Origin of the sequence: Salinibacterium amurskyense (assembly GCF_002797685.1) — a bacterium.
GTDB classification, from domain to species: Bacteria; Actinomycetota; Actinomycetes; order Actinomycetales; family Microbacteriaceae; genus Rhodoglobus; species Rhodoglobus amurskyensis.
The window spans coordinates 140970-153860 of record NZ_PGFH01000003.1; the positions used below are offsets into that span (position 1 = coordinate 140970).

A 12891-nucleotide genomic window follows, 5' to 3' on the forward strand; every position below is an offset into this window, starting at 1 on the left:
GACTAGCCCTTGATGAGCTTGTTGAGCGGAACCTTTACGCCGTTCTTGAGGTTCTCCACGATGTCGTCGGGGACATCGCCGATGAGGGGCAGGTTGAGGTCCTTCGCCCAGTTGGCGATGGTCTCGAGAATGGTGTCGGTGTCGAGTCCCTGCAGCGTCGGCTGGATGCCTTCCCAAATGGGCTCGAGAGCGTCGGTGTCGAGGCCCTTACCCTGAACGAGGCCGCCGACAACGTCGCCGATGTCTCCGAGGTCGAATCCGCTGTTACCCATGTGTGTCTCCCTGAGATATCAGCCGACACGAGTTGTCGGCGATATCCACCATCGTAGGGGTTGGTGTTTTCGCACCGTAGACTCGTGCGAATGACTACCCCCACGCGCACCCTCTGGAGGGGGCGCCTTCTTGCGCTTGCTGGCATCCTTTTCGTCGCGCTGAACGTGCGCACCGCGGTTGCCGCCATCTCGCCGATTATCGGCATCATTGAGAACGACATTCCGATCTCCAGCCTCGGGCTTGGCGTGCTCGGGATGCTGCCTCCGATTGCCTTTGCAATCGCCGGACTTGCCGCTCCGGCTCTCGCTCGCGCCCGCGGCCTCGACGCGAGTCTGCTGATTGCAGCGGCCGCCATGGTTGCCGGCTCTGCGCTTCGTGCGGTCAGCGACAACTACATTCTTTTGGCGCTCGGTAGCCTCATCGCGCTTGCGGGTATGGGCGTCGGTAACGTGTTGCTGCCCCCGGCCGTGAAGAAGTACTTCCCGGACCGTCTCGCGACGGTGACCGGTGGTTACGTCATGCTCATCTCCTTGGGCGCCGCCATCCCTGCCTTCTTCGCGGCTCCGGTGGCTGAGGTCGCTGGTTGGCGGGCATCCGTCGCAGTGTGGGCAGTGCTCGCGCTCACGGCCTTCGTCCCGTGGCTTGTGCTCACGGTGCGCGGCCGTCGCGTGAAGCGCAACGCTGCCCTTGACGCGACAGTGGTCCCGGTGGCATCCAGCATCTCGGTGTGGGCTGTGGCCAAGTCGCGCACGGCGTGGGCAATCACGATTGCGTTTGGCGTCTCGTCGATCGGGTTCTATTCGTTCTTCGCCTGGTTGCCCGAGATTTTGATCGAATCAGCGGGGTTCACTCCCGTCGAGGCGGGCGCGATGCTTTCGCTCTTCGGCCTCATTGGCATTCCGCTGGGCATCCTGAGTCCGATTCTGGCCAGCAAGGTCTCGAACATTGGCGCCGTCATGGCCGGGGGAGTGTTTGCCGGGGCCATCGGCTATCTTGGGCTCGCCTTCATCCCGTCAACGCTTACATGGCTGTGGGTCGTGCTCGTCGGGTTCGGCACCATTCTGTTCCCGCTCTGCCTCGTGCTTATCAACCTGCGCACGCGCAGTCATCAGGGATCAGCGGCGCTGAGCGGTTTCGTGCAGAGCGTGGCCTACACGGTTGCCGCTCTCGGCCCCTTCGCCGTCGCGCTCGTTCGTGAACTGAGCGGTGGCTGGGTCTGGCCGTTGATGTTCTTGCTCGTCTCGAGCTTGCTGGCGCTCATCAGTGCCGTAATGCTGGCGCGCCCGAGCTTCGTCGAAGACGAACTAGGGATTGCTGTAGGGGCGCTCGAGGACTAGCTCGAGCTGAGTGCAGACGTGCTCAGTCGCTCCGGGTGATGCACGAGAGCGGCAGCGCCGATCAACGGGCCATCGCTGGATAGCCCGGATGCCACGACGCGCACCTTCGTGATGAAGGGGAACGGTGCGCGGTCGGTGATCGCTTCGGCAACGAGGTCGATGTAGTCGGCGGCCACGTGCGAGAAGCCGCCGCCGATGGCGACGAGTTCGAGGTCAACGAGGGCCGTTGCTGACGCAATTCCGTGGCCGACGGCACGAGCCGAGCGACGTACGGCGCTGATCGCGATGTCGTTCCCAGCGGCGTAGTCTGCGGCAAGTTCTTCACCGGTCGAGCCGGTCCAGCCTTGGGCTCGCGCCCATTCGACAGTTTTGGGGCCTGAGGCAACCGCTTCGACACAGCCGGTTCCGCCGCAGCCGCACACTACGGTTTCTCCGCCGACTTCGACGTGACCGAAGTGGCCGCCGTTGCCGGTGGGGCCGTCGATGAGCTGGTTGTCAAGAATGAGACCGCCGCCAACGCCGGTCGAGACGACCATGCCCATGAAGTACTTCACTCCCTGAGCAGCACCAATCCAGTGTTCGGCCAGGGCGATGCAGTTTCCATCGCCGCGAAGGGCTACCGAAGTTCCGGGGAGCTCTGCTTCGACGAGCGCGCGCACGCCGTAGTCGCGCCAGGCGGGCAAGTTGAGGGGCGATACTTCGCCGCGCGATACCGAGATGGGGCCGGCGCTACCGATGCCGACGCCGAGGAGTTCAGCGCCTTCGGGCAGAGCGGCGGTCGATTGGCGCACGACCGTGCGCACGCTCTCGGCAAGTTGCTCGCTCGACGATGCGCGGCCCGTGGGCGCGCGGAAGCGGCTTGTCGCAAGGACGACACCGTTCGGGTCGACGAGGGCAGCCTCGACTTTGGTTCCGCCAATATCAATGGCGAGGGCATAGCGATTCGATGTGGTGGTGGTCACGGCATCCACCTTATTGGGTGCAGGGGGAGTGCTGCGCCCACAGACTCCCGTTCGTGTGGTGTTCAGGTTCGGGGTGTTGGCTGCGCATGTGCGCACTCGCTGCTCCCCGTGTCTGCTCATGTGAGCAAGCACTACTGCATATGTTGCAGCACGGTGTGCAGGACTCTATCGTTGAGGGAGGAGGCAGCAGTGGATGAATCAACCGAGCTATTGGCCGTGCGCGTTGCCGAGCTCTACTACGAAGAGAACAAGACTCAAGACGAAGTCGGCGCTCTTCTCGGTATAACCCGCTGGAAAGTGGGCCGCCTTCTTACCCGCGCCCGTGAAGCGGGCATCGTTCGCATCGAGATCATTCACCCCCGCGCCCGTCGACTGGATGTCGAACGCCAGCTGAGAGATCGCTTCGGTCTGAAAGACGCGGTCGTGGTTCCGCTGCCCACCGACGACGAAGAAGTCAACCCTCGCGTGGCCCAAGCGGCTGCCGATTACTTGGCTGCCGTTCGTCCTGTGCCTCGCACTCTCGGTGTGAGTTGGGGGCGCACGCTTGATGAGGTTGCTCGCTTGCTTGCTCCCGGCTGGACCGTGGGCGTGCAGGTCGTGCAGATCAATGGTGGTGTGAGCCTCAACAGCAAGCAAGGCACCGCTGCCCAAACTGCTGTGACCATTGCCCAGAAGGGACACGGTCAAGCGACGCTGCTGCCGATCCCCGCGATTCTGGAGCAGGTCGAAACGAAGCGTGCGATTGAGCGCGACCGGGCTGTTGCGAGCGTTCGTGCTCTGGGTGCTTCGGCATCCGCCTATTTGTATAGCGCCGGTGTTGCCGGTGCTAGTTCGGTTCACGTCGATAGCGGCTACCTGAGCGAGAGCGATGTCGATGACCTCGTCGCTAAGGGGGCCGTGGGCGATGTGGTTGGTCGCTACATCAACAGTGCAGGCAAGATCGTCGACTCTGCTCTGGATGAGCGCACTGTCGGTCTCGGTCTTGACGAGCTTCGTGCTGCCGAGCACGCAATTTTTGTCGTCGCTGGCGACGCTAAACATGACGTCGCGCGCGCCGTCGTTACCAGTGGGTTGTGTTCCGTCATCGTCACCGATGAGGCCACCGCTCACGCCCTTCTGGAGGAAACCACATGACAATCGAAAAGGCCATCGCGCTCGCTCCTGCTGAGCGCGCGGTCAACCTCATCGGCTCAGATCTGACCGAGAAGTCACTCAAGCTGCACCTCGAGGGGCTCTCGGGCGTCGACGCGGTCGGGCTTGAGCAGCGTGCTGCGGGGCTGGGCACGCGATCGATCAAGACCACGTCAAAGGCCTGGGCTCTCGATACCATCATCAAGCTCATCGACCTCACGACGCTCGAGGGCGCAGACACCCCCGGCAAGGTTCGCTCGCTCGCCGCAAAAGCCATGCTGCCCGACCCCGCGGATGCCTTGACCCCGCAGGTTGCAGCAGTGTGCGTCTATGGCGACATGGTTCCCTACGCGGCAGACGCCCTGGGCTCGGCCTGGTCGAACGGCTCAGACAACGGAATCAACGTTGCCGCCGTCGCCACCGCGTTCCCGAGCGGACGCTCGTCGCTGCCGATCAAGATCATGGACACCAAAGAAGCCGTCGCCAATGGCGCGGACGAAATCGACATGGTCATCGACCGTGGCGCCTTCCTCTCCGGCAAGTACGGTGTCGTCTTCGATCAGATCGTGGCCGTCAAGGAGGCCTGCCGCCGCGAGAACGGTACCTACGCTCACCTCAAGGTGATCTTGGAAACCGGCGAACTCAACACCTACGACAACGTGCGCAAAGCCTCGTGGCTGTCGATCCTGGCCGGCGGAGACTTCATCAAGACGTCAACCGGAAAGGTATCGCCGGCAGCGACCCTGCCCGTCACGCTGCTCATGCTTGAGGTTGTGCGCGACTGGCACCTGCTCACCGGCGAAAAGATCGGTGTGAAGCCTGCTGGCGGCATCCGAAGCTCCAAAGATGCCATCAAGTACCTCGTGACCGTTGCAGAGACCGTGGGCGAGGAATGGCTTCAGCCGCACCTCTTCCGCTTCGGCGCATCGAGTCTCCTCAATGACGTGCTCTTGCAGCGTCAGAAGCTCACCACCGGCCACTACTCCGGCCCCGACTACGTCACGATTGACTAAGGCACACCATGACTGAGAATGACAAAGCAGTGAGCGCGAAGGCCCCGAGCTTTCTCGACTACGCTCCCGCCCCCGAATCGACGTCGGTTCTGCACCTGAAGAAGCACTACGGTCTCTTCATCGATGGTGAGTTTGTGGATGGCCGCGGCGACGCGTTCACCACGATCTCCCCGGCTACCGAGAAGGAGATCGCCTCGATCTCCAACGCCAACAACGCCGATGTGGATGCCGCTGTCGCTGCAGCTCGCAAGGCCTACGACCGCACCTGGTCGAAGCTCTCGGGCGCAGACCGCGGTAAGTACCTCTTCCGCATCGCTCGCCTCGTGCAGGAGCGGGCTCGCGAGCTTGCCGTTGCCGAGAGCCTCGACAACGGAAAGCCGATCAAGGAGAGCCGCGACGTTGACGTGCCGCTCGTCGCTGCGTGGTTCTTCTACTACGCCGGCTGGGCCGACAAACTCGACTACGCCGGTCTCGGACCGAACCCGCAGTCGCTCGGTGTTGCCGCTCAGGTAATCCCGTGGAACTTCCCGCTGCTCATGCTCGCGTGGAAGATCGCTCCGGCGCTCGCCGCAGGAAACACCGTCGTGATCAAGCCGGCAGAAACCACGCCGCTGAGCGCGATGATCTTTGCCGAGATCCTGCAGCAGGCTGACCTGCCCAAGGGTGTCGTCAACATCGTTACCGGCGCGGGAGACACGGGCCAGGCGCTCGTCAACCACCCGGACGTCAACAAGGTTGCCTTCACCGGCTCGACCGGCGTCGGCCGGGCAATCGCCAAGTCGGTTGCCGGAACGGGTAAGAAGGTCACCCTCGAACTCGGTGGCAAGGCCGCGAACATCGTCTTCGATGATGCTCCGATCGACCAGGCCATCGAAGGAATCGTCAACGGCATCTTCTTCAACCAAGGTCACGTCTGCTGTGCAGGTTCGCGCCTTCTGGTTCAAGAGAACATCCACGACGAGGTCGTCGATCGCCTCAAGGCGCGACTCTCTACGTTGCGCATGGGCGACCCGCTCGACAAGAACACCGACATCGGTGCGATCAACTCCAAGGCTCAGCTCGACCGCATCCGCGAACTCAGCAACGTCGGCGAAGCCGAAGGCGCCGAGCGCTGGACCGCCGATTGCGCGATCCCCGAGAACGGTTTCTGGTTCGCTCCGACGATCTTCACGAACGTCTCGACCTCGAGCCGTATCGCTCGCGAAGAGGTCTTCGGGCCGGTTCTGAGCGTTCTGACGTTCCGCACGCCGGCCGAGGCCATCGCCAAGGCCAATAACACCCCTTACGGGCTGTCTGCGGGCATCTGGAGCGATAAGGGCTCACGCATCCTCGCCGTGGCTGACAAGCTGCGCGCCGGTGTCATCTGGGCCAATACGTTCAACCGTTTCGATCCTGCGTCGCCGTTCGGTGGCTACAAGGAGAGTGGCTACGGCCGCGAGGGTGGCCGTCACGGACTGGCCGCTTACCTAGAATCCGCTGGATGGGCCGCGCCCGCCGTCACGAAAGGTGGCAAGAAATGACCCGTCTCACGGTTCCTAAGACCTACAAGCTCTACATCGGTGGCAAGTTTCCGCGCAGCGAAAGCGGCCGCACCTATGAAGTGACAACCAAGAAGGGGGCGTTCCTCGCGAATGCCTCGCTCGCTAGCCGCAAGGATGCTCGGGATGCTGTTGTTGCAGCCCGCGCGGCCGTCAACGGTTGGTCGGGCGCCACGGGCTACAACCGCGGCCAGGTGCTCTACCGCATTGCTGAGCTCTTGGAGGGTCGTCGCGAGCAGTTCGTCGACGAGCTCATGGCTACCGAATCACTCTCGAAGTCGGCAGCGACCACTCAGGTCGACACCGCTATCGATGCGTGGGTGTGGTACGCCGGTTGGGCTGACAAGTACGTGCAGGTTGCCGGAAACGGAAACCCGGTGTCTGGCCCGTACTTCAACCTCTCGACTCCCGAGCCCAGTGGTGTCATTGCCATCGTTGCTCCGCAGGACTCGTCGTCGCTACTGGGCCTCGTGAGCGTCATCGCTCCGGCTCTCGTCAGCGGTAACACCGTTGTCGTCGTCGCCCACCAGAACGCTCCGCTCAGTGCGATCAGCCTCTCTGAGGTTCTCGCTACGAGTGACGTTCCCGGGGGAGCCGTCAACATCCTCACGGGCTCGCCCGCCGAGATTGCGCCGTGGCTTGCGAGCCACGCGGATGTCAATGGTCTCGACCTTGCCGGAGCAGAACAGCTCGAGTGGGTTGACCTTCAAATCGCGGCTGCCGACACGCTCAAGCGCGTCTCAGGCCCGGTCGTGGGAGTTCCCGCACCGTCCATCGAACGCATCGTTCAGTGGACCGAAACGAAGACGGTCTGGCACACGAAGTCTCTGATTTAGCCGAGAGGTGTGGCGTGGGGGTTGCCCAGCGCGCGTATCTACGGATACTTGCTGAGTAATGATTTTTTCACGCCACACTCCCTCTCGTATCGCCAGCGGATTTTTTGCCCTTCTTCTCGCGATTTTCTTAGTCCCCGTCGCCGCTGCTGCCCCCGCTTCAGCTGCCGAGGCTGACACCATCCACGGTCTTGTTAATCAGGCCCGGTGGGATAACGGTCAGCAGGGACTCATTCGGAATGCGGACATGGACGCCGTCGCTCTGGCCTGGGCCAAGAAGATGGCGGCGAGCAGCACGATGTCGCACAACCCCGACTACTCCACGCAGATTCCGGCGGGCTGGCGTTCTGCCGGCGAGAATGTGGCGCAGGGATATCGCACGGCACAGGCCATGCACGATGGCTGGATGGCGTCTCAGGGCCATCGGGAGAACATTCTGGGGGCGTTCACCGACATCGGAATCGCGTTCTACTCGAGCGGTGGAACGACGTGGGGCGTGCAGGTGTTTGCCACCTACACCGGCCACACCGGCCCCAGCGCTCCTGCCGCTGCAGCGCCGGAACCAAAGGCAGAGCCGGCGGATGATCCGAGTGAAACAGCAACTCCGACCCCCACCGCAACGCCGAGCGCGAGCGATTCGGCGGAATCGTCCTCTGGCTCGGATGGGTCCTCTGATAGCTCGGCTGGCGAAGGCACCGTGGGGCAAGTCGATGCCGATGCAGCGCCGACACTCACTCAAGCTGAACTGCAAGCGAGTGTGTACGGTGCGAAGCCCGACTACACCTGGATCGCGTGGACAATCTTCTTCAGCATCCTTGCCGTCGGTGGTGCGGCCTGGTTCCTGTTCTGGCGTCGAATCAAATCGCGCCGACCGGTAGCGCGTCGAGCCCGTCAGTAATAGAGCAGCGGCGGATACCGAGCTAACTGTGCGCTGCTTCCCAGCGGCCCTGCCTAGGGTTACGGAATGCGCGTTCTTGTAACTGGAGCAACTGGATACCTCGGCGGCCGACTGGTGCCTCGACTCATCGAGGCGGGGCACAGTGTGCGGGTGCTTGTGCGCAATCCGCGCAAGCTGCGCGATGTGCCGTGGAGCGACGATGTCGAAGTCATCGTGGGGGATCTCACCGACGCTGACAGCCTCGTCGACGCCGTCGACGGAGTAGACGCGCTTTACTACCTCGTGCACGCCATGGGCGCCGCCGGTGACTTCGAAAAGACCGAGAAGCTCTCGGCCACGAACGTGGCCACAGCGGCGAAGAAAGCGGGAGTCTCCCGCATCGTCTATCTGGGCGGCCTGCACCCCGAGGGCGACATCTCTGAGCTCAGCCGACACTTGCGCAGCCGAGCTGAGGTCGGCAACATCCTCCTTGAATCGGGCGTGCCGACGATCGCGTTCAACGCGGGAGTCGTGATTGGATCTGGTTCGGCATCCTTCGAGATGATCCGCCACCTCACCGAGGTGCTGCCCTATATGCCTGCCCCGAAATGGGTGCGCAACTTCATTCAGCCGATCGCCGTGCGCGACGTTCTCTACTACTTGGTGTCGGCGCTCGATCTGCCCGACGACCTCAACCGCAGTTTCGATATTGGTGGACCGGATGTGCTGCGCTACGGCCAGATGATGAACGGTTACGCCCTCGAGGCGGGGCTTCACCAGCGCCCCATCGCATCTCTTCCCGTGCTCACCCCGTGGCTTGCTTCGCAGTGGGTCAACCTGGTGACGCCGATCCCGCGCTTGCTGGCGGTGCCGATCATCGAGTCGCTGCAGTTTGACTGTGTCGTTCGCGACGAGTCGGTCTCAGAGTTTATCCCTGAGCCCGAGGGCGGACTCACGAGCTATCGTGCTTCCGTTCGCTTAGCTCTCGTAAAGATGGGCGACGGCGAAGTCGAAACGAGCTGGCAAGACGCCACCGTCGTTGGCGCGCCAAGCGACCCCATCCCGAGTGACCCGGAATGGACCGGTCACACTGTGTACACCGACCTGCGCGAACGCGCGACGCCCGCTTCTGCGGAAGCGCTGTGGGCTGTGGTCGAGGGGATCGGCGGCGAGAACGGGTGGTATTCGTTCCCGCTGGCGTGGGCTCTGCGTGGCTGGCTCGACAAGCTGGTTGGCGGGGTCGGCCTGCGCCGTGGCCGCCGTCATCCGACCACTTTGAACACGGGCGACGCCTTGGACTTCTGGCGCGTGGAGAGCATCGAGCGCGGGCACAGCTTGCGGCTGCGCGCCGAGATGAAGTTGCCGGGCCGAGCGTGGCTTGAACTGGGCGTCGAAGATCGCGGCGAAGACGGAGCGTTCTATCGCCAGCGCGCGGTGTTCTTTCCGAGCGGACTCGGCGGGCGACTGTACTGGGCTGCAATCCTGCCATTCCACGGCGTGATTTTCAGCGGAATGGTCAACCGCATCGTTGCGGCAGCAGAATCGGATTCTGGCGCGAAATAAACCCCACGCGTGGTCGTAATGCGTTACTTTTGACTAATGTCTGGAATCGTCGTCGTTGGTAGCGCAAACATTGATCAGGTCTTTCGAGTGGACCGCATCCCCTCGCCGGGCGAAACCGTGCTGTCGCGCAGCTTGAACACCGCTCTGGGCGGCAAGGGCCAGAACCAAGCTGTCGCTGCCGCGCGCGCCGGCGTCGCGACGACGTTTGTGGGAGCTGTCGGTGACGATGGCTTCGGTGAAATGGTGCGCTCGGGGCTCGCCGCAGACTCAATCGACGTCACTCACCTCAAGACCACCGGCAAGCCCACCGGAACCGCCCTCATCGCGGTCGACAACACGGGCGAGAACACGATCATCGTTGAGGCCGGAGCGAACACCGATGTCGCCGACCTCACGGCCGCTGACTCCGCAGCGATCAGTGCGGCATCCGCGCTGGTCATGCAGCTCGAAATCCCGCTGGCCACCGTAATTTCCGCGGCGAAGATCGCCCGGGCTGTCGGTACGAAGGTAATTCTGAACGCCGCCCCTATTCAGGCGCTGCCCGCAGAGCTTCTTGAGAACCTCGACATCCTCATCGTGAACGAACACGAAGCTGCCGAGCTCGCCAAGGACAACGGTCTTTCTGACGAACTCGATGGCATTGGCGAACGCCTGCTCGGTCTGGTGTCGACGGTCATCGTCACGCTCGGCTCCAAGGGTGCCGCGCTTCACCGTGTGGGCTCCGAGCCCGTCATCGTTCCGGCTCATCGCGTCACCGCGGTCGACGCCACTGGCGCAGGGGATACCTTCTGCGGTGCCTTCGCCGCGGGAGTGGTGGAGGGCATGATGTTGGATGACGCCCTGCGCTTCGCGGGAGCCGCGGCATCCATCTCGGTAGAGAACCACGGCGCAGTGCCGTCGATCCCTCATCGCGAGGCCATCGAGACACGCCTCAAGTAATTCGCCAATAAGGTAACGGATTGGTAACAGGCTCGCTATAGTGGGGTCACCGCGAACGTGCGGCAACCCGACACAAGGATGGCGAGTCAATGGCGACATCGCAGAACCTGGAACAACCGAAACATCATCTTCGAGCGCGGCGAGCGGCCCTAGCGGCCACGATTGTCACCGCCATCACCCTGGCGCTCGTGCTGAACGCCAACGTCGTTCGGGTGCATGCCGTCGGCGCGTTCACCTCGCTCAAATCGCCGGGGGAGGCCGCCTTCATTGCCGGTCACCGCGGTGACAAGACGGTAGCGCCTGAGAACACTCTCGAAGCCTTGAGCCTCGCGCTCGACAGCGCAGCCGACTACGTCGAGACCGACGTTCAGCTCACGGCCGACGGAGTGCCCGTGCTCATGCACGACTGGACCGTCGATCGCACCACGAATGGCACCGGACCGGTGTGGAAGTACACCTACGAAGAACTCTCGGCCCTCGACGCCGGCTCGTGGTTTGGTGAAGAATTTGCCGGCGCGACGGTGCCGACCCTCGAGCAGTTTCTCAACGTGCTGCGCTGGTCAACCAAGAATGCGATCCTCGAGCTCAAAGGCTCGTGGACTGACGAGCAAGTGGCGCTCGTGGCCGATCTCATCGCTCGCAACGGCGTGACCAATCACGTCATTCTGGGCAGCTTCGACATCATGACGCTCCAAGCGGTGCAGCGCGTGAGCCCTGAACTGCCCGGCATGCTCATCGTGCGCGACATTGTGGGCGACCCGGCCAAGCTGGCCGCCGCGGCGGGAGCCGTCGCCCTCGTAACGAGCAAGAGCGCCATCACGCGCAACCCCGAACTCGTGCAGCAGGTTCATGATGCCGGTTTGGGCATATTGATCTACACCCTCAACGACTCTGACACGTGGTCGGATGCCGTGGCCCTAGGCGTTGACGGAATCGTCACCGATCGTCCGGCCGAACTCGGCACCTGGATCGCGAAAGAAGTCAGCGACTCGAACTCACTGCCCTTCGCACCACGCCGCTAAATACGCGGCGGAGTGCTCCGCCGCGCACGGCCCTAAAGCGACGCGATGAGCGATCGGTAGAACTCGATGCCGTCGAGGTAACTGCTCACGAGCATCCGTTCGTTGCGGGCATGGAGCGTGTCTCGCACTTCGCGCGCCATCGCGAAGGGGGTGAAGCGGTAAACACCATTGCTGATGCGCGTGAAGTGGCGGCTGTCGGTCGCACCATTTTGAACGTAGGGCGTGACGATTGTGCCGGGGAAGCTTTTTTCGATCGTGGAACGGAGAAGCTCCCAGGCGAGGCCCGAGGTAGCCGACACCGGCGACGGTTCGCCAGGAGAATCGACGGAAACCCGAACGCGCTTGTCGTTGATCGCGCGCGTGACGTGGGCAAGCGTCTCGTCGAGGCTCGAGTTCACGGCGATGCGCACGTTGATGATGGCGCTCACCCGTTCGGGCATCGCGTTGACGGCATGGCCGCCTTCCAACATCGTCACGGCCTGAGTGGTGCGCATCATTGCGGCGAGCTCGTCGCTCTTGCGCACCAGAATCGGCAGAAGAAATGGCTTAGTCCACGAAACATTGCGCAGCAGGTAGCCGGTCATGCCGCCCGCGTGCTCGCCGAGCAAGCGCATGAGGTCTGCGCCGGTAGCGGTCAGGCGCGAGGGGAAGGGGCGCGAATTGAGGCGAACAATAGCCTGGGCCAGGCGAACGGCAGCGGGAAATTTCGGGGGAGTCGAGGCGTGGCCACCCGACTGGTCGACCGTCAAACGCAGTGTCGCAGTGCCCTTCTCGGCTACGCCGACCACCGCCATGGGGGCATCGACCTGATCGAACACGTCGTCAACAATCGCGCCGCCCTCGTCGAGCACCAGCGTGGGCTTCACGCCCCGGCTTTCGAGGAGATCGACGATGGCGGAGGCGCCGGTGCCGTGGGTTTCCTCGTCGTGACCGAAGCACAAATAAATGTCTTGAGCAGGCACGAGCCCCGCTTCGAGCTGAGCCTCGACGGCCTCGAGAATGGCGACGACAGAGCCTTTGTCGTCGAGGGTGCCCCGCCCCCAGATCAGTTGCTCGTCACCCTTGCCGCTGAGTTCTGCCGCGAAAGGCGGTCGCTTCCACCCTTCGTCGGTCGCCGCGACGACGTCGTAGTGCCCCATCAGTACGGCAGGCTCGGTGGATGCACGGCCGCGCCACCGGAAAAGAAGGGAATGGTCCAGCACCGTCTCGCGCTCGAGTCGGCTGTGGCACAGTGGATACAGCTTGCGCAATGTCTGAGCGAAACGGTCGAATTCTGTCCATTCCGTGGCGGAGGGATCCACTCGGGAAATTGTCGGGATTCGAACGAGTTCCTGCAGGTGTTCGACAGCCAAAGCACTCTTCATACCTCGACTCTAGCGAGCAGCACCCGGTGCTCGCTTTCA

At 63.0% G+C, this 12891-nt stretch carries 12 protein-coding genes; 9 read left to right on the forward strand and 3 right to left on the reverse strand.

Annotation, left to right across the window (positions count from 1 at the left end):
* Positions 1 to 2 precede the first annotated feature (2 nt).
* On the reverse strand, positions 3 to 272 hold the full coding sequence (locus CLV85_RS12765) for a hypothetical protein (RefSeq protein ID WP_100390020.1): 270 nt from the start codon (positions 270 to 272) through the stop codon (positions 3 to 5).
* A gap of 90 nt (positions 273 to 362) precedes the next feature.
* Here CLV85_RS12765 and CLV85_RS12770 point away from each other — a divergent pair, with 90 nt between their 5' ends.
* A complete protein-coding gene (locus CLV85_RS12770; protein WP_100390021.1) occupies positions 363 to 1610 on the forward strand; it encodes an MFS transporter in 1248 nt (415 codons plus the stop codon).
* Here CLV85_RS12770 and CLV85_RS12775 read toward each other — a convergent pair.
* On the reverse strand, positions 1607 to 2572 hold the full coding sequence (locus tag CLV85_RS12775; protein WP_100390022.1) for an ROK family protein: 966 nt from the start codon (positions 2570 to 2572) through the stop codon (positions 1607 to 1609). The two genes, CLV85_RS12770 and CLV85_RS12775, sit on opposite strands and share 4 nt — an antisense overlap.
* A gap of 189 nt (positions 2573 to 2761) precedes the next feature.
* On the opposite strand from CLV85_RS12775, the gene CLV85_RS12780 reads away from it, so the two are divergent.
* The 8 genes from CLV85_RS12780 (at position 2762) to CLV85_RS12815 (ending at position 11488) form a co-directional block, all read left to right on the forward strand.
* On the forward strand, positions 2762 to 3706 hold the full coding sequence (locus CLV85_RS12780; protein ID WP_100390023.1) for a sugar-binding transcriptional regulator: 945 nt from the start codon (positions 2762 to 2764) through the stop codon (positions 3704 to 3706).
* The gene (deoC, locus tag CLV85_RS12785; protein ID WP_100390024.1) at positions 3703 to 4716 is read left to right on the forward strand and encodes a deoxyribose-phosphate aldolase; all 1014 of its coding nucleotides are present in this window, start codon (positions 3703 to 3705) and stop codon (positions 4714 to 4716) included. Before CLV85_RS12780 ends, deoC begins: the two co-directional genes overlap by 4 nt.
* Positions 4717 to 4724: 8 nt before the next feature.
* Positions 4725 to 6236, forward strand: a complete 1512-nt coding sequence (locus CLV85_RS12790; RefSeq protein WP_100390025.1) for an aldehyde dehydrogenase family protein — start codon at positions 4725 to 4727, stop codon at positions 6234 to 6236.
* Positions 6233 to 7090, forward strand: coding sequence for an aldehyde dehydrogenase family protein (locus CLV85_RS12795; RefSeq protein WP_100390026.1), 858 nt, complete (start codon positions 6233 to 6235; stop codon positions 7088 to 7090). The genes CLV85_RS12790 and CLV85_RS12795 overlap by 4 nt, the downstream gene beginning before the upstream one ends.
* A gap of 58 nt (positions 7091 to 7148) precedes the next feature.
* On the forward strand, positions 7149 to 7985 hold the full coding sequence (locus tag CLV85_RS12800) for a CAP domain-containing protein (RefSeq protein WP_100390027.1): 837 nt from the start codon (positions 7149 to 7151) through the stop codon (positions 7983 to 7985).
* Positions 7986 to 8051: 66 nt separating this feature from the next.
* Entirely contained in the window at positions 8052 to 9527 is a 1476-nt protein-coding gene (locus CLV85_RS12805) for an SDR family oxidoreductase (protein WP_100390028.1), read from the forward strand.
* 36 nt (positions 9528 to 9563) lie between these two features.
* Positions 9564 to 10466 carry a ribokinase gene (locus tag CLV85_RS12810; protein ID WP_100390029.1) on the forward strand — a complete coding sequence of 301 codons (903 nt, stop codon included), beginning with the start codon at positions 9564 to 9566 and terminating at the stop codon, positions 10464 to 10466.
* A gap of 89 nt (positions 10467 to 10555) precedes the next feature.
* Positions 10556 to 11488 (forward strand): glycerophosphodiester phosphodiesterase, encoded by a 933-nt coding sequence (locus tag CLV85_RS12815; protein WP_100390030.1) that lies wholly within the window; start codon positions 10556 to 10558, stop codon positions 11486 to 11488.
* Positions 11489 to 11520: 32 nt separating this feature from the next.
* Here the strand turns inward: CLV85_RS12815 and CLV85_RS12820 are convergent, their stop codons facing one another.
* Positions 11521 to 12852: a M20/M25/M40 family metallo-hydrolase gene (locus tag CLV85_RS12820; RefSeq protein ID WP_100390031.1), complete on the reverse strand. Its 1332-nt coding sequence runs from the start codon at positions 12850 to 12852 to the stop codon at positions 11521 to 11523.
* Between the last annotated feature and the right edge of the window lie 39 nt (positions 12853 to 12891).